Origin of the sequence: Streptomyces sp. NBC_00285 (genome assembly GCF_036174265.1) — a bacterium.
Classification (GTDB): Bacteria; Actinomycetota; Actinomycetes; order Streptomycetales; family Streptomycetaceae; genus Streptomyces.
In genome coordinates this window covers 1457780-1473716 of sequence record NZ_CP108055.1, presented here as the reverse complement: position 1 = coordinate 1473716, position 15937 = coordinate 1457780, and the positions used below count along the sequence as shown (strand labels likewise).

Annotated in this window: 11 protein-coding genes; 2 read left to right on the top strand and 9 right to left on the bottom strand. The window is 71.0% G+C overall.

Translation table 11 applies throughout. The annotated features are described in order from the left end of the window. Window positions 1-83 precede the first annotated feature (83 nt). From OHT57_RS06760 to OHT57_RS06750, 3 genes are all read right to left on the bottom strand, one after another. Window positions 84-1139, bottom strand: a complete 1056-nt coding sequence (locus OHT57_RS06760; RefSeq protein ID WP_328745127.1) for an NAD-dependent epimerase/dehydratase family protein — start codon at window positions 1137-1139, stop codon at window positions 84-86. A 167-nt stretch (window positions 1140-1306) separates the two neighbouring features. Further along, window positions 1307-2326 carry a hypothetical protein gene (locus OHT57_RS06755; protein ID WP_328745126.1) on the bottom strand — a complete coding sequence of 340 codons (1020 nt, stop codon included), beginning with the start codon at window positions 2324-2326 and terminating at the stop codon, window positions 1307-1309. A 106-nt stretch (window positions 2327-2432) separates the two neighbouring features. After that, window positions 2433-2897, bottom strand: coding sequence for a hypothetical protein (locus OHT57_RS06750; RefSeq protein ID WP_328745125.1), 465 nt, complete (start codon window positions 2895-2897; stop codon window positions 2433-2435). Window positions 2898-3146: 249 nt separating this feature from the next. Between OHT57_RS06750 and OHT57_RS06745 the strand changes: the two genes are divergently transcribed. Further along, window positions 3147-7067, top strand: a complete 3921-nt coding sequence (locus OHT57_RS06745) for an nSTAND1 domain-containing NTPase (RefSeq protein WP_328753132.1) — start codon at window positions 3147-3149, stop codon at window positions 7065-7067. 100 nt (window positions 7068-7167) lie between these two features. Here OHT57_RS06745 and OHT57_RS06740 read toward each other — a convergent pair whose 3' ends face one another. From OHT57_RS06740 to OHT57_RS06720, 5 genes are read right to left on the bottom strand one after another with little or no spacing between them, the layout of a single operon-like run. After that, entirely contained in the window at window positions 7168-8421 is a 1254-nt protein-coding gene (locus tag OHT57_RS06740) for a glucarate dehydratase family protein (RefSeq protein WP_328745124.1), read from the bottom strand. Further along, complete coding sequence (locus tag OHT57_RS06735) at window positions 8418-9326, bottom strand: 5-dehydro-4-deoxyglucarate dehydratase (RefSeq protein ID WP_328745123.1); 909 nt, start codon at window positions 9324-9326, stop codon at window positions 8418-8420. Before OHT57_RS06735 ends, OHT57_RS06740 begins: the two co-directional genes overlap by 4 nt. Window positions 9327-9350: 24 nt before the next feature. Beyond that, window positions 9351-10295 (bottom strand): carbohydrate ABC transporter permease, encoded by a 945-nt coding sequence (locus OHT57_RS06730; protein WP_328745122.1) that lies wholly within the window; start codon window positions 10293-10295, stop codon window positions 9351-9353. Then, complete coding sequence (locus OHT57_RS06725) at window positions 10292-11206, bottom strand: carbohydrate ABC transporter permease (RefSeq protein ID WP_328745121.1); 915 nt, start codon at window positions 11204-11206, stop codon at window positions 10292-10294. The genes OHT57_RS06730 and OHT57_RS06725 overlap by 4 nt, the downstream gene beginning before the upstream one ends. Beyond that, window positions 11203-12534, bottom strand: coding sequence for an ABC transporter substrate-binding protein (locus OHT57_RS06720; RefSeq protein ID WP_328745120.1), 1332 nt, complete (start codon window positions 12532-12534; stop codon window positions 11203-11205). The genes OHT57_RS06725 and OHT57_RS06720 overlap by 4 nt, the downstream gene beginning before the upstream one ends. Window positions 12535-12706: 172 nt before the next feature. Between OHT57_RS06720 and OHT57_RS06715 the strand changes: the two genes are divergently transcribed. Continuing rightward, window positions 12707-13582, top strand: coding sequence for a fructosamine kinase family protein (locus tag OHT57_RS06715; RefSeq protein WP_328745119.1), 876 nt, complete (start codon window positions 12707-12709; stop codon window positions 13580-13582). Window positions 13583-13717: 135 nt separating this feature from the next. On the opposite strand, the gene OHT57_RS06710 is transcribed toward OHT57_RS06715, so the two are convergent. Then, on the bottom strand, window positions 13718-15889 hold the full coding sequence (locus OHT57_RS06710; RefSeq protein ID WP_328745118.1) for a hypothetical protein: 2172 nt from the start codon (window positions 15887-15889) through the stop codon (window positions 13718-13720). Between the last annotated feature and the right edge of the window lie 48 nt (window positions 15890-15937).

The window sequence follows — 15937 nt, the reverse complement described above, 5'->3', positions numbered from 1 at the left end:
GGCTCGCGTGAAGATTGAAGTGTGAAAAGTGTGAGATGTACCTGTGACCTTCGTCGCGTAAGGGTCGGCGCTTCCGATACGGATCATCGTGTGCCCCGCTGCCCGAGCCAGGTCCGGTAGTGGTCGAGGACCGTTTCCTCGACCGGGCGGTAGGTGATGCCGAGTTCGTGCACACTGCGGCTGTTGTCCACCCGGAAGCGGATGCCGAGGTGCTTGCGAATGTAGTCCTGGGTGAGGCCGAAGGCGGGGCCCAGGACGCGCACCGGCCAGTGCGGGAGCGCGGTGCGAGGGATGCGCAGGCCGCGGGGGTGGCGAGTGCGGATGATGCGGGCCATGTCGTGGAACGACGTCATCGTCTCCGCGGCCAGGATGTACCGGCCCTTCGCGTCGGGCTTCTCGGCGGCCGCGATGTGCGCGTCGGCCACGTCACGGACGTCCACCGTGGTGAAGCTGAAGTCCGGGGCGCCGTAGAAGAAGTAGCCCTTGAAGAGCTCCTCCAGGAGGAAGAGGCTGCCGGACTCGGAGGCGGGCGCGAGCGACGGGCCCAGGATCAGGCCGGGGTTGACGGACACCATGCGCCAGCGGTCCTGCGCGGCCTCCGCGTCCCAGGCCGCGCGCTCGGCGACCGTCTTGGCGTAGTGGTACGGGTTGTTCTCCACCGTGCTGGAGGTGTTGAAGTACCTCTCCGACAGGATCTGCCCGTCCATGTCGCGCACGTCGGCGTAGTCGCCGAAGATCGCGCCGACGGTGGAGGTGAACACCAGCCGCTCCGCCGTCGGGGTCCGCTCGATGGCGGCCAGGACGTTGCGGGTGCCGGTCAGGGCCGGGTCGACCATGTCCTTCTGGCCGTCCTTGATCTTCTCCGGCATGAAGAACGGCGAGGCCACGTGGAAGACGACACGGCAGCCCGCCATGGCCTCGTCGAAGGAGCCCTCGGTCAGCAGGTCCGCCTCGAACAGCGTCAGCCGGCCGGGAAACTCCGCCGCCAACTCCCGCAACGGCGCCACCTTGGCCGCGTTCGTGAGGCTGCGCACGGTGGTGTGCACCTCGTAGCCGCGTTCCAGCAGCCGCCGTACCAGATGACTCCCGACGAATCCGCTGCCGCCGGTGACCAGGACTCCGCCCGACTCCGCACCCATGCCGCCGCTCCTCCACCCGGGGCTGACATTGAAGCACCGGTGGATCTTCTGCGGCAGTCGATCGCGTGACGTTCCGGCTGCGGCGGTGAAACACCCCAGCCGGGTGCCGAGGTGCCGTGCATCGAGCCGTTTCGTGAGCCGGGCGTCCCCCGTGACCGTCGGCGCCTTCAGGGACCGTCGTTCAGGAGGCGTTCCGCGGTCGCCGTCTGGGTGCGGATGACGTTCCTCGCGCGAGCGAGTTCCTGGGCCTTCGAGGCCATCATCTGCCGCTGGTAGGCGGCGTCCACGGTGAACCAGACGCCGATCACGTTGGTGTCCCGCTTGCACGCGACATCCGCGCGCGCCAGCGCGATCTCCGCCCGAGTGGGTTCCGGTCCCGTGAACCGCGGGTCCTTGCCGGGGGCCTCGGTGGGCGCGGCGTAGGAGTAGCCGCGCTCGCGCATACAAGCCGACCAGGCGCGGAAGACCGACGTGACACGGGGGTCGGTCGTCGACCGCTGGTAGCTGACGACGTTGATCTCACTGGCCAGTTGGTCGTTGCCCAGCCGCTGCGGACCGCCGGAAATACGCGCGGTCGCCTGCCCCTGGCAGCCGCCCTCCGGTATGGCCCGGCCGTGGTGGCGGGCCGGGCCCGGAGCGCCCTCGGCGGTACGTCCGGTCAGCACGGCCAGGGTGTCGGCGTCCGGTGGACGGGCCGACGGGTCTTTGGTGGTCCGCTGCCGGGCGTCGGGTACGAGGTGGTATCCGTGGCGTGCCGCGTCGGCCGGATCCGTGATGCCGTAGCGGCGTGACATGTTGGCCGCGTTCTTCATGCCAGGAGCCGCTGCGGTGCCGGCATCCGGCTTGGGGCCGGAGGCGGGCCAGTCGATGCCGAACCGGCGCATGCACGGGGTCACCAGTGCCTGCCGGGCACGGAGGATGCCGGTCATCTGGCGGTTGGTGAACAGATACGGCTCGATCGGCAGGACCAGCGACCGCACGCCGAGGAGGACCGGCGTCCCGGGTACCGGAGGCGGTGTCTGTCCGGCCGCGCTGCCCTGATGTGTCGTGGCGGACTCCCGCGGTCGGTCGGCGGCTGCTCCGGTTCCGTCCGAACAACCGGTGACGGCGACCAGGCCGGCCAGGATGCCGAGAGCCGTGGCGGCGCGAACACCCCTTCCGCCATGGGCTGTTGAGGGCATGCGCATGGACGTCTCCTCCTGAGGACGGTCGGATGACGGGGGTGAGCCGGGACAGCGGAGGGCCGGGAGGGAGTCGTACCGTCTCCGCGGCCCGCCGCCACGCGCACCTGGGTCAGCCCACGTAGGTCCAGTTCAGCGAGGCGTTGTCGTTGCGCACCCCGACCTTCAACTGGCGTGACTCGCCCGGGTACAGGGTGTCCACCGCGCCCGTGTAGTTCTCGTTGTACCAAATGTTCGCGGCCCAGGACGCGTCGTTGTTCCACGCCCGGTTGACGTTGTTCTTCACGCGCTGGCCGTACCCGTCGACGCCGTGGTCGAAGGTGTATCCGGCGAAGTCCGGGACGGGGCCGTAGAAGGAGGCCCAGGCACTGTTGGAGGCGGTGCTGTAGTAGAGGTAGACGTAGCCGTCCCAGGCCGCCCTGGCCGGAGTGGCGGCAGCCTTGGTCGTGGCGGGTGCGGAGGCCTTGCTGTGGTGGTCCGACTTCACCGGTGCGGCCGTGGCCGTGCCGACACCGGTCAGCAGGAGCGTGCCGGTGGCCGCTCCGGCCACAACGGCCGAAAGAGTACGGGTCCTCATGGTTCCCTCCCTGGAAGATCCTCTGCGGGAGCCGGCTCGGTGGCCGACTCGCGTTCCGAGCCTTCGGCCCAGGCCATGGGCATGTCGAGGTGTTTCCCGTCGACCTCCGGCAATGGGAAACAGGGAAACACCCGCCTCTGATCGCCGCCGGTGCCCCAACTGACCCGGCGGTAGCGTGGACATGGGGCGGCGGTGCGAGGCGTGACCGACGGGGGACGCGGACCGCCGTGGAGAGGTGGCGTGGTTGAGATGCCGCACGCGACGGGGGACCAGGGTGACGAAGGGGCCGACGGGGGCAGAACCGGCGACAGTGCGCCGGACTTCCCCTCCGAGCTGAGACGTCTCAGAAACCGGAGCGGACTGTCACTCACCGCACTGGCCCAGCGGGTGCACTACAGCAAGGGCTACCTGAGCAAGATCGAGAACGGGAGCAAGCCGGTCACACCGGATGTCGCTCGCCGTTGCGACGAGGCGCTGCGCGCGGGCGGCACCCTCTTACGCCTGTTGCGGGAGGTCCCGGCCGCCGAGGGGTCCGAGCGGCCGCGGGAGCAGGGGCAGGAGTGCCCCTACCGGGGGCTGGCCGCCTTCACCGCGCAGGACGCCCACCGCTTCTTCGGACGTGAGCGTGCGACCGTCGCGCTGGTGGACCGACTCTTCGAACGGGTGGGCAACGGACCGCTGTTGCTGGTGGCGCCGTCGGGGGCGGGCAAGTCGTCACTGCTCAACGCCGGCCTCGTCCCCGCGTTGCGCAACGGCGCGCTGCCGATGGCCGGGTCGCGCGAGTGGCCGGTCGTGGCCCTCACTCCCACGGCCCGCCCCCTCGACGAACTCCTGTCACGGACGTCCAAGGCGCTGGGCGCGGATCTGGGCATCACGGCCGAGGAGCTGCGTGAGGACCCGGCCAGGCTGTCCGCCGCGGTCGCCCGGGTGAGGGACCGGGCCCCGGTGGGGGACCGTGCACAGCACGGACGGGACGACCGCGAACCGCCCCCGGCCCGGCTGGCGCTGCTGGTGGACCAGTTCGAGGAGGTCTTCACCCTCTGCCCGGACGAGGCCGAACGGCGCGCCTTCATCCGGGCTCTGTGCGCCCTGTCGATGCGGGATCCGGCGGACGGCGCCGAGTCCGGCGACGTGACGGCGGTGGTGGTCCTCGGGATGCGGGCCGACTTCACCGGCCGTTGCCTGGACCATCCCGAGCTGGCCGCGGTGTTCGCCGCGGGACTGTTCGTGTTGCGGCCGATGACCGTCCGGGAACTGCGGGAGTCGATCACCCGCCCGGCCCGGCAGGCCGGCCTCTCGCTCGCCCCCGGCCTGGTCCAGCTGCTGTTGCGGGACGTGGGACTGCGCTCGGATCCGACGGCCGCATCGCAGGGAGCGGACGGCGCGCCGGGACCGGCCGACCGGGACGAGTCGGCGCCCGCACCGCCGGGCGCGCTCCCCCTGCTCTCCCACGCGCTGATGGCCACCTGGCAGCGCCGGGACGGCCGTACCCTGACCATCGCGGGCTACGAACGCAGCGGCGGCATCCAGGGCGCCGTCGCGAGGACGGCGGAGACCGGCTTCGCCCGTCTGTATCCCGCCGAACAGACCATGATCCGGCAGGCGTTGGTCCGGCTGGTCCAGCTCGGCGACGGAAGCGAGGAGACCCGGCGCCGGCTGAACCGCACGGTGCTGCTGGAGCAGCTTCCCGACCCCGCGGCGGCCACCGCGGCCCTCGACGCCTTCGTACGGGCCCGGTTGATCACGGTCGACCGGGACACCGTCGAGATCACCCACGAGGCGCTGCTGCACGTCTGGCCCAGGCTGCGCGGCTGGATCCACGCCGACCGGGCCGGACTGCTGATCCGGCAGCAGCTCGCCGACGCGGCCGCGGAATGGGAGCGCGAGAGGCGCGACCCGTCGCTCCTCTACCGGGGGTCCCGGCTGTCCGCCGTCGGCGAATGGTCGCGGGAGGTGGCGGACCGGGCCGAACTCGGCCCGCGGGAAACGGAGTTCTTCGAGGCGAGCCGGGCCGAGGAGCTCCGGCGCCAGGAGTCCGCCCGGCGCCAGGCGCGCAAACAACGCCACCTGCTCGCCGTCCTCGCGGTGCTGCTGGTCCTGACCGTCACCGCGGGCGGACTCGCCTACCAGCAGCGGACCGAAGCGCTGCGGCAGAGCCGCGTCACGCTGTCTCAGTCACTGGCCGCACGGTCGACCGCGATGGCGAGCGCGCAGCCGGAGGCCGCCATGCTGCTCGCCTCCGAGGCGTTTCGAACCGAGCCGACCACGGAGGCCCGCGGCGCCCTGCTCAGCACCCAGGCGCAGTACTTCTCCGGCCGGCTGACCGGGCACTCGGGACCGGTCAACACCGTCGCCTTCGCGCCGAAGGACAAGGTGCTGGCCACCGGGAGCAGCGACGGTACGGTCAGGCTCTGGCAGACCGACGAGCACCGCCGGGCCGCGGTCTTCGCCGCCGGCGGCAAGGTGCGCTCGGTGGCCTTCAGCCCCGACGGCCGCACGCTGGCCGCGGGTGCTTCGGGCGCGGCGGGTGGCGCCGTCCGGGTGTGGGACGTGACCGGGCGCCGGGCCGTCGCCACGCTCATCACCGACGCCCCGGTGCGGGCCGTCGCCTACGCGCCCGACGGGCGGACCCTGGCGTCGGCCGGTCTGGACGGCACGATCACCCTGTGGCGGGCCGGCGGACGGTACCGGCCGATCGTCACGTTCCCGGGCCACGGGGAGGGCATCAACGCCCTGGCCTTCAGCCCCGACGGACGGACCCTGGCCTCGGCCGGTTCCGACCACACCGTACGGCTGTGGGACCCGGCCGGGCACCGGCGCGCGGTCGTCCTCGCCGGTCACACCGCCGAGGTCCTGGGCGTGGCGTTCGCCCCCGACGGGCGAACGGTCGCCTCGGGCGGCGCCGACCGCGTCGTACGGCTGTGGGACAGGGCGAAGCTTCGGGTCACCGCCACCCTCGCGGGCACCAGCGACGATGTGAACGCCGTTTCCTTCACCCCCGACTCCGCCACGGTGATCGGCGCCGGCGGCGACGGCGCGGTGCGCCTGTGGGACGTCCGCAGCCACCAGATCACGACCACCCTGTCGGGGCACACCGACTACGTGCTGGGAGTGGCGCTGGACCCTCGGGGCACGCTGCTGGCCACGGCGGGGTTCGACGAGTCCGTCGTGCTGTGGGACCTGAGCCGCTCGGCGCTGACGGCACGCCCGTTCACGGAGGTCTGGCATGCCGCGTTCAGCCCGGACGGGCGAGTGCTGGCCGCCGCCGACGCGGATCACACCGTGCGCCTGTGGGACGTACCCGGGCGCCGGCCGCTCGGAGTGCTGCGGGGACATAAGGGTGCGGTGTTCTCGGTGGCGTTCGCGCCCGACGGCCGGACGCTGGCCTCGGCGGGCTCCGGCGGCGCGGTGCGGTTGTGGGACGTCGCCGGGCGCCGGTCGCTCGGAGTGCTGCGGGGACATAAGGGTGCGGTGTTCTCGGTGGCCTTCGCCCCCGACGGCCGGACCCTGGCCTCAGCCGGTCCGGACGGCACGGTCCGGTTGTGGGACGTGGCCCGCAGGCAGCTGCTGACCACCCTCACCGGACACACCGACTTCGTGAACGCCGTGGCGTTCAGCCGCGACGGCCGCACCCTCGCGAGCGCGAGCGACGACCTGACCGTGCGGTTGTGGGACGTTTCCCGGCGGCTGCCGCTCGCCACGCTCACCGGGCACACCGGTGCCGTGCGCGCCGTGGTGTTCGCCCCGGACGGGCGGACCCTGGCCAGCAGTGGCAACGACGGCACCATACGGCTGTGGGACTACGCCCGGCACCGGGCGGCAGCCACGTTCACCGGGCACACCGGAGCGGTGCGCGGGCTCGCTTTCAGCCCGGACGGGCGGACCCTGGCCAGCAGTGGCAACGACCGCACCGTGCGGCTGTGGGACCTGCCGGAGCAGGGGCCGCTGGCCACCCTCACCGGTCACACCAGTGCCGTGTGGGGCGTGACGTTCGCCCCGGACGGGCGGACCCTGGCCAGCAGCGGCATCGACGGCAGCGTGAGGCTGTGGAATCCCGACGTGGGCGCCCGCGCCGCCGACGTGTGCCGGCTGACCCGGGCACCGGACGGACCCCGGTGGCAACAGCTCATGGCGGACCTGCCCACGAGCCGCTGCCCGAAAGGAAGTTGAGCGAAACAGAGCCGACCGGCGGACGGCGAAACGGGGGAGCGCGGCCGGTAAAAGGCAAGGCGCCCGGGATCGCCGGACGCCTTGCCTCATGGGGGTCGTGTCACCAGCGGGGGAGCCTGAGCTCGTAGTCGGGCTGGAACCGCCGCATGTATCCGGTGTCGTCGCGGCTGCGCACCCCGGAGTCGACATAGAGGTGGTGCAGCCGGTCCAGGGCGTCGTGGTCGAGTTCCACACCCAGGCCGGGCCCGGTCGGCACCTTGACCTCGCCGTCGCGGAACTCCAGAACGCCGGGGAGGATGACGTCGTCCGCCGAGTTCCACGGGTAGTGCGTGTCGCAGGAGTGGTCGAGGTTGGGGATCGCGGCCGCCACATGGGTCATGGCGGCCAGGCTGATGCCCAGGTGCGAGTTGGAGTGCATGGACAGCGCCAGCCCGAACGCCTCGCAGACCGCGGCCAGTTCACGGGTGCGGCGCAGGCCGCCCCAGTAGTGGTGGTCGGTCAGCAGCACCTGGATCGCGTTCTGCTCGATCGCCGGTTTCAGGTGCTCCCAGGCGATCACGCACATGTTGGTGGCCAACGGCATCGGCGCGTCCTTCGCCACCGCCGCCATGCCCTCGATGCCCTTGGCCGGGTCCTCCAAGTACTCCAGGACACCGTCGAGTTCACGGGCCACATATGCCGATGTCTCCACCGTCCAGGCCGTGTTGGGGTCCAGGCGCAGCGGCTGACCGGGGAAGGCCTCCGCGAGCGCCTTGATCGCGGCGATCTCCTCGTCGGGCGGGAAGACACCGCCCTTCAGCTTGAACGACCTGAACCCGTACCGCTCCTGCATCAGCCGGGCCTGCTCCACGATGCCGGCCGGATCCAGGGCCGCGCCCCAGTCGTCGCCGACGGCGGCATGGCCGTCGAGGGCGGGATGCTCGGCCCACTTGTAGAAGAGGTACGCGGCGAACGGCACCGAGTCCCGGACCGTCCCGCCGAGCAGATCACTGACCGGGCGGCCGAGCAGCTTGCCCTGTGCGTCGAGGCAGGCCACCTCGACGGCCGAAGAGGTCCAGCCACGCTCGTGGGAGCTGGGCACGGTCGGCAGCAGGGCGGCGTCGATCGCGGCCGAGACGGCCGTGGTGTCGAAGACGTCCATGCCGACGACCACCTTGGCCGCCGCATCGAGTCGCTCCAGTCTGGCGACGCCGCCGGGGGACTCGCCGAGGCCCACCGTGCCGTCTTCCAGGACGAGTTGGAGGACGATCCGCAGGGCGAGGGGTTCGTGCACGCCGTTGGAGTTGAGCAGTGGCGGGTCACGGAAGGCGATCGGGGTGACGATCAGCTCTTTGATGCGGGTGGGGTCGCTCATGCGGCGACCACCTCCAGACCATGGTCGATGAGCTTGGAGAGCCGTGCGATGTGCTCGGGCGCGGGATCGATCAGGGGTGCCCGTACGCCGCCGACGTCCAGACCGCGCAGGGTCACGCCTGCCTTGACGAGGGCGACCGCGTATCCGGGTACCTCGTCGCGGAGCTGGACGAGGGGGCCGTAGAACTCGTCGAGGAGGGTGTCGAGCAGCGGCCGGTCGTTCTCGGCGAGCGCCCGGTGGAAGGCGAGGGCGATCTCGGGGGCGAAGGCGAACACCGCGGAGGAGTACAGCTCGACACCGATGCCCTTGTAGGCGGGTGCGGTCATCTCCGCGGTGGGCAGGCCGTTGAAGAACTGGAAGTCCTCGCAGCCCGGTACGGCCCGCACCGCGCGCACGATGCGGTGCATCCGCTCGATGTCGCCGAGGCCGTCCTTGAGGCCGACGACCTTGGGCAGCGCGGCGATCTCGGCGGCCGTGTCCGCGGTGAGGCGGGCGGTGCCGCGCTGGTAGAAGATGACGGGCAGGCCGCTCGCGGCGGTGACCTCCTCGACGTACCGCACCAGGCCCCGCTGCGGGGCCGTCACGAGGTACGGCGGGAGCAGCAGGATGCCGTCGGCGCCCGCGCGGGCGACCCGGGCGGCCTGGTCGCGGGCGACCGGGGTGGGTCCGCCGGCCGCTGCCAGGACCGGTACCCGGCCCGCGGTCGCCTCGACCGCGACCCGGGTGGCCCGCTCGATCTCGTCGGGCGTCAGCGCGTGGAACTCACCGGTGCCGCAGGCGACGAACACGCCGCCCGCACCGGCCGCGACGCCGTTCTCGATGTGCTGGGCGAGCCGCTGCTCGTCCAGCGAGCCGTCCGCGCCGAACGGCGTCACCGGAAAGAACAGCACTCCTTGGAACTTCATGTCTCCCTCAAACGTGGGGGTAGGTCAGCCCTTGGTGGCACCGGCGGCGATGCCGGTGACCAGCGAGCGCTGGAGGAGCAGATAGACGACGAGGCTGGGTATCAGGGCGATGACCGCACCGGCGAGGACCACGCCGGAGCCGACCTCGGGGTCGGTGCGCAGGATGGACAGGGCGACGGTGACGGTGTAGTCGGTCGGGTCCTTGGCGGCGATCAGGGGCAGCAGGTACTGGTCCCAGATCATGATGAAGCCGAGCACCCCGGCCACGCCGAGGGCCGGCTTGCACAGCGGCAGGACGATCTGCCACAGCATGCGCAGCTCGCCGACCCCGTCCAGGCGGGCCGCCTCCTCGATCTCGGTGGGGATGTCCCGCATGAACTCGGTCAGCATCATCACCGAGAAGCCCCAGGCGCCGAGCGGCAGGATGACGCCCCAGACCGTGCCCTTGAGGTCCAGGTGGACCACGGGGACGTCGCCGAGGACCAGCGACAGGGGGATCGCGATGACCTCCTCGGGGAGCATCAGCGTCATCATGAACAGCATCATGATCAGGGCCTGGCCGCGGAACCGGTGCCTGGCCAGCGCGTACGCGGCCAGCGTGCACACCACGAGCTGGAGCAGCAGACCGCCGCCCGCGATGACCAGGGAGTTGCCGAGGTAGTCCCAGATGCCGCGCTCGCCCGCCACCGTGAAGTTCGACAGCGTGCTGTCGTGCGGCAGGAACGACAGCGAGGAGCCGCTGGGGTTGGTCGTGAAGGCGCCCGAGAAGATCGTCAGGAACGGCACCGCGAACACGGCGAGGGCGATCAGACAGAGCAGGATGCGCAGGGCCCAGGCGGGGCCGGGCCTGTCGTTCCAGCCGAGGGCGGTGTCGAAGCGGGCCGGGGTGGTCCGCTGCGCCTTGGTGCTCCGTCCGGCCGGGGTGTCAGGGGCCGCCGGCCGGACGGGGTCGATGACGGGGGCGCTCATCGCGCTTCTCCCCTCTTGCGGAGGTTGTTGACCAGGACGGTGAGCAGCAGCGTCACGCACAGCAGGACGACCGAGGCCGCCGAGGCGCCGCCGATGTCGTTGCGGGTGAAGCCCAGGGTGTAGGCGCGGGTCATCCACACGTCGGTGGACCCGGCGGGGCCGCCGCCGGTGAGGACATAGACCTCGGTGAACACGCGCAGTCCGCGGATCGTGGCGAGCGTGAGCACGATCATGAGCGCCGGACGGATCGCGGGCAGCGTGACGTAGCGCAGCCGCTGCCACAGCGAGACGCCGTCCATCGCCGCCGCCTCGTACAGCGAACGGTCCACGCCCGCGAGGCCGGCGAGGAAGATCACCATGTTGTACGGGGCCCAGATCCAGATGCCCATCACCATCGTCGAGTACAGAGCGATGTCCGGGTTGTCGAGGTACTGGACCGGCCCGAGCCCCAGGAGGTGCAGGCCGCTGTTGAGCAGGCCGTCGGAGGTCGGGTAGTACATCAGGCGCCACAGCTCGCCGACGACCGCGGTGGCCGTGACCGCGGGCAGGAAGACCGCGGTCCGCAGGAACTTCAGCGAGCGGGCCTGTCCTTCGAGGAGCAGGGCGAGCGCGAACCCGAGCAGGATCGCGCCGACCGACTGGCCGATCCCCAGGATCAGGGTGTGCCCGATGGCGTCCTGGAAGCGGTGGTCGGTCAGGACCCGGGTGTAGTTGTCGAAGCCGATCCACTTGTCGCCGAGGAAGGGCCGCACGTCGAAGAAGCTGAGCCAGATGCCCTTGGCCATCGGCCAGAACTTGAAGACGAGGGCGAGCAGCAGTCCAGGGGCCAGGAACAGCCAGGGGATGACGGCTCTCTTGTCGAAAGCCTTTTTGGCGGGGCCGCTCCGCGCGGCCGGGACGGTAGCGGTCATTTCAGCAGGTCCTGGTCCTTGAGGTCACCGGCGAGCGTGTCGTTGAGCTCCCCCAGCTGCGAGCGGACGTCACCGCCGCAGTACGTGAAGATCGAGTTGAGGGCGTCGGCGGTGTCCTGCTTGATGGGGGCGAAGTCCGGCGCGTTCGGGAACTGCTGGGAGGCGTCCTCGTAGGCCTTCTGCACGACGCTCCAGCGGGCGTCGTTCCTGACCTTGGCCGCGTCCAGTGTGGAGTTCACGGGGATACGGACGACGGGCTGGTGGCCGTCGACGCTGGTCATGGCGATCTTCTGGCCCTCGGGCGAGACGAGGAAGGAGGCCAGGGCCAGTTCCTGCTTGTCCTTGCCGGTCTTGGCACCGAGGTAGACGTTCTCGCCGTCGGCCAGCACATCGCCGCCGGCCGGGCCCGCGGGGGCGGGGACGACCTCGTACTTGTCCTTGCCGGGCGTGGCGTCGAAGGTGGTGATGTTGTACGGGCCGGTCATGTACATCCCGGCGTTGCCGTCCTGGAAGTTGGTGGCCGTCGACGTGACGGCGGTGATCGCGCCGGGCTGGAGGACGCCCTTGGCCCCGCAGAAGAGGTTGTTCTTCATCCAGCTCACGGTGTTCACCGCGGCGGCCGAGTGCATGGCCGGGGTGTACCTGCCCTTGCCGTCCGGCTTGATGATCTGTGCGCCGCCCTGCCACAGGAAGCTCGCGCCCCACCAGGCCGCGTAGCCGTTCTGGCCGCTGCCCGGCGCGACGATGCCGTAGGTGTCGGCCTTGCCGTCGCCGTCCGGGTCCTCGGTGGCGAAGGCCTTGGCGACGGAGAGCATCTCCTGCCAGGTCGTCGGCGCCTTGAGCCCGAGCTTCTTCAACCAGTCCGTGCGGATCATCAGGGTCTGGGCCTGACGGGAGTACGGGATGCCGTAGTGCTTGCCGTCGATGCCGACGGTGGATGCCCAGGACTTGTCGGTGATCTGCTCGCCGCCCGTGATCGAGGCGGGGTCGATCGGCTTGAGCAGGCCCTGGCTCTGGTAACTGCCCATCAGCGCCGTGTCGTTGATCATGACGTCCGGCAGGTCCTTGGTGGACGCGCGGCTCTGGAGCTGCTGGTCGAAGTTGATGACCGGCTGGTAGTCGATCTTGATGCCGGTCTTCTTGGTGAAGGCGGCGAAGACCCGGTCGTAGGTGGCGGCCGAGTCCGGATTGCTCCGGGTCCAGACCTCCAGCGTGTTCGGGTCACTGCTGCCGGCGCTGTCGGAGCCGGAGCCACAGGCGGCCGTTCCGAACATCAGTCCCACGACCGTGGCCGCCGCGACCAGGCGGCGTCGTCGGCGATCGCCCATGGACACTCTCCGTTCATATCCGTGAACCCGCTTCACGAATCTAAATGATTGCCCAAGCTACGAATCGTTTCGGCCACATGTCAAGACATGGCTGGGGGATTTCACGGAGCCTGCGCAAGGCGGCTGACAACGTTGTTGCGCACAAGTGGCGGGTGAGCCACCGTGGCTGACCATGAACACGAAGGTGTACGACGACGAAGGGCCCGGCCCCGTGGCGGCACGGCTCACCGGCCGCCCCGTGTCCGCCGTACGCGCCCTGCCCGGGGCATTCGCCGAGGTCACGCTCGATGACGGGCACGCGCTCATGGTCAAGCGCGCCGACACGATCGAGGAGGCGCGGGCGGAGGCGGCGGGGCTGCGCTGGCTCGCCGACGCTCGGACCGTGCGGTTGCCGACGGTGTACGGGCAGCACGACCGTCTGCTGGTGACCGACATGGTTCCGCGGGGCAGGCCCGGCCGGGACGCGGCGCTCGACCTGGGCCGGTCCCTGGCCGGGCTGCACTCCACCGGCGCCCCCGCCTTCGGCTCGGCACCGCCCGGCGGCCCGCGGGAGGCGTACATCGGGCGGGCGCCCATGCGCAACGCCGAGGGCGCCGCCTGGCCGCAGTGGTACGCCGAGCACCGGGTGCTGCCGTATCTGCGCAGCGCGGTGGACGCCGGCATGATGGCCCTCCCCGAAGCCGGCGTGATCGATCGGCTCTGTGACCGGCTGCCGGAACTCGCGGGCCCCGCCGAGCCGCCCGCCCGGCTCCACGGCGACCTGTGGAACGGCAACGTGCTGTGGGGCGCCGACGGCCACGCCTGGCTGATCGACCCGGCCGCGCACGGCGGCCATCGCGAGACCGACCTGGCGATGCTCCATCTCTTCGGCTGCCCGCACCTGGACGAGGTGCTGCGCGGCTACGAACGGGCGGCGCCGCTCGCCGACGGCTGGACCGAACGCATCGGGCTGCACCAGCTCTTCCCGCTGCTGGTGCACGCCGTCCTGTTCGGGCGCGGGTACGCAGAACAGGCGCTCAGCACGGCGAAGGCGGCCCTGGAACGGTGAGAGACCGTTCCGGGACCGCCTGGGCGCGTGACATCGCGGGCGAGGAAAGCGAAAGGGCTGGAGCTTTGGAGGCCCGGTTGTGAAACCGGTGAGAAGGAAGCCCTTTCATGGCCTCGCCAGGACACACGCTAACAGTCACTCGGGGATCAAGTCGCGCAGGTTTTCCGGGGTGATGACCACCGAGTCCGGATGCAGCCCCTCGGGGCGCTCCAGGCCGATGTACGTGACCGGCACGTCCGGGACCGACCCGGCGTCCCAAGACGCCACTTGCGTACCGCCGTTCGCCATCAGCCCGGTCAGATACCCGACCGTGAGCTGCTCGCGCTCGACGATGCCCCGCAGCAGTGTCGCCACCGAAGCCTGGCTGCCCTCGACCCGGTTGTACGACGGACTGCCCTTCAGGTACAGGTGGAGCCACCTGGCGTGCCAACTCCCGTCCTCCGCGCGCCGGAACGCCAGCGGCAGCGCCACCCGGCCCGGCCCGCGCAGCTCCGACTTCATCCGCACGGTACGCGCCTCGAAGGGCCGCCCCCGCTGCTCGCCCTCGCGCAGCATGAACCCGAAGAACGACTCCTCGGTCTCCTCGAACCCCTCCCCGGAGAAGATGTTGACCTGCGGGACGATGTACGTGGCCCGTACCGCCCCGAGCCGCAGGTTGATGAACTCCGATGCGCCATCGGGGGCGTTGGTGATGTCTCCGGAGTGCTCGCCCTCCACCTCGGTGAGGTTGGTGTACGACAGCCACGACACCGTGTCGTACCGCGCGTCCAGCAGCAGCGCCGACAGGTCGTAGTCGGTGATGCGCTGCTTCTGCTTCCAGTACACGAAGAACCGCAGCAGTTCCCCGTCGACCGGTGAGACGGACCCGCGAGGCAGCACCCCGAGCCCGGCGGCGGTCGCCCGCCCGCTGAGCGGAAGCGCCACGCCGAGGACGTCCGGATCCACCAACAGCCGCTCCGGGGACGGGAGTCGACGGCCGATCTCCGCGTCGAGCGCGGCGATCAGCCGCTCACGGTCCGCCTGCGGTACGGCCGCACGCGTGTCGTCGACGACATGCGCGCGGCCGGCACGGTTGATGAACACCCGCCGACGGCCCGTCTCCTGGTCCCGGTTGTGCAGGTACTCGCGCACCGACAGCACGACCCGCCCGGAGACCTGCCCGACGACCTGCTCGGCCGCCGCCACCACGGCGTCCCGCTCCTCCTGCGTGGAGGCGGAGCGCAGCAGCCGGTCCAGCGCACGGAAAAGCCTGCCGGGTGCGGACCCGAGCAGTTCTGCGGCCCCGGCGACATCGTCCGCGCCGAGCAGCGCCTCGACCCTGCCGTCGAAGGTGTACGCCTTCTTCTCACCCCGGGCGACGGCGAACACCTCGGCGGCACCCGGCCACTGCGGGTACTCGTGCGGGTGCAGACGCTCGCCGAGCCGCTTGAAGGCCTCGCGGTGCGTGAGGACATCGGCCACCTTGGCCGGGGCCGCCGTCACGACCGAGTCGAGACCCGCGAGCAGGGCCCGGCGGGCCGACCGCGACAGCGCCCGGAACCGGGTCGGTTCCTGGAGGGACACGTCCCCGCCGGACAGCGCGCAGGCCAGCCGCAGCACATCGGTGACGGTGTCGAGCAGCAGGGTCGAACCCGCCTTCAGCCGGGCCGCGTTGACGACGGCACGGTTCTCCCGCACCGGGATCGCCTCCGGCTGGGGGCCGTCCGCGCAGTGCCCGGCGAGGACCCCGAGGTCGGCCAGGTGCTCGTCACCCAGTGGCGTGGTGCTGCCGGCCAGCGCCAGGTACAGGGCACCGACCTCGTCGTCCAGGGGGCCGCCCAGGTGCAGCACGGTCAGCCGGTCGCCCACCGCGGCCGTCAGCTCGTCATGCGCGGTGAGCATCTCGTCGTAGGTGTGCCGGTAGGTGCCGTACGACGGCAGGGTGAGCAGGTCGATGACGCCGCTGCGGAGCTGGGCGAGGACACCCGGGCGGGCCTTGTCATCCTCCAGCGCCTCGGTCACGCAACGCATCCAGAACTCGAAGGTGTCCGGGACGTTCGCCGGAAAGTCCTTGAAGTAGACGTTGTGCCGCACATGGTCGCCGACCATCTCGCACACCGTGTCCAGCGTGCGCACGGCGGTGTCGAGGACCGTGCCCCCCGACAGTCCCGACAACCGCTTCAGCGCGTCCGCCGACAGCTTGAAGCCGACGGACATCAGCGCGGCGTCGAACTGCCGCGCCATGACGTCGCCCTGCCCGGCGGGGCCCGTGGGGCAGGGGAGGCGAAGGGTGTGCCGGATGACCAGGCGTTCCAGACGGTGGACCATTCCGGCATGGTCGCAGAGGTGTTCGACCCGGCGCGCGGGAGTTTTTCA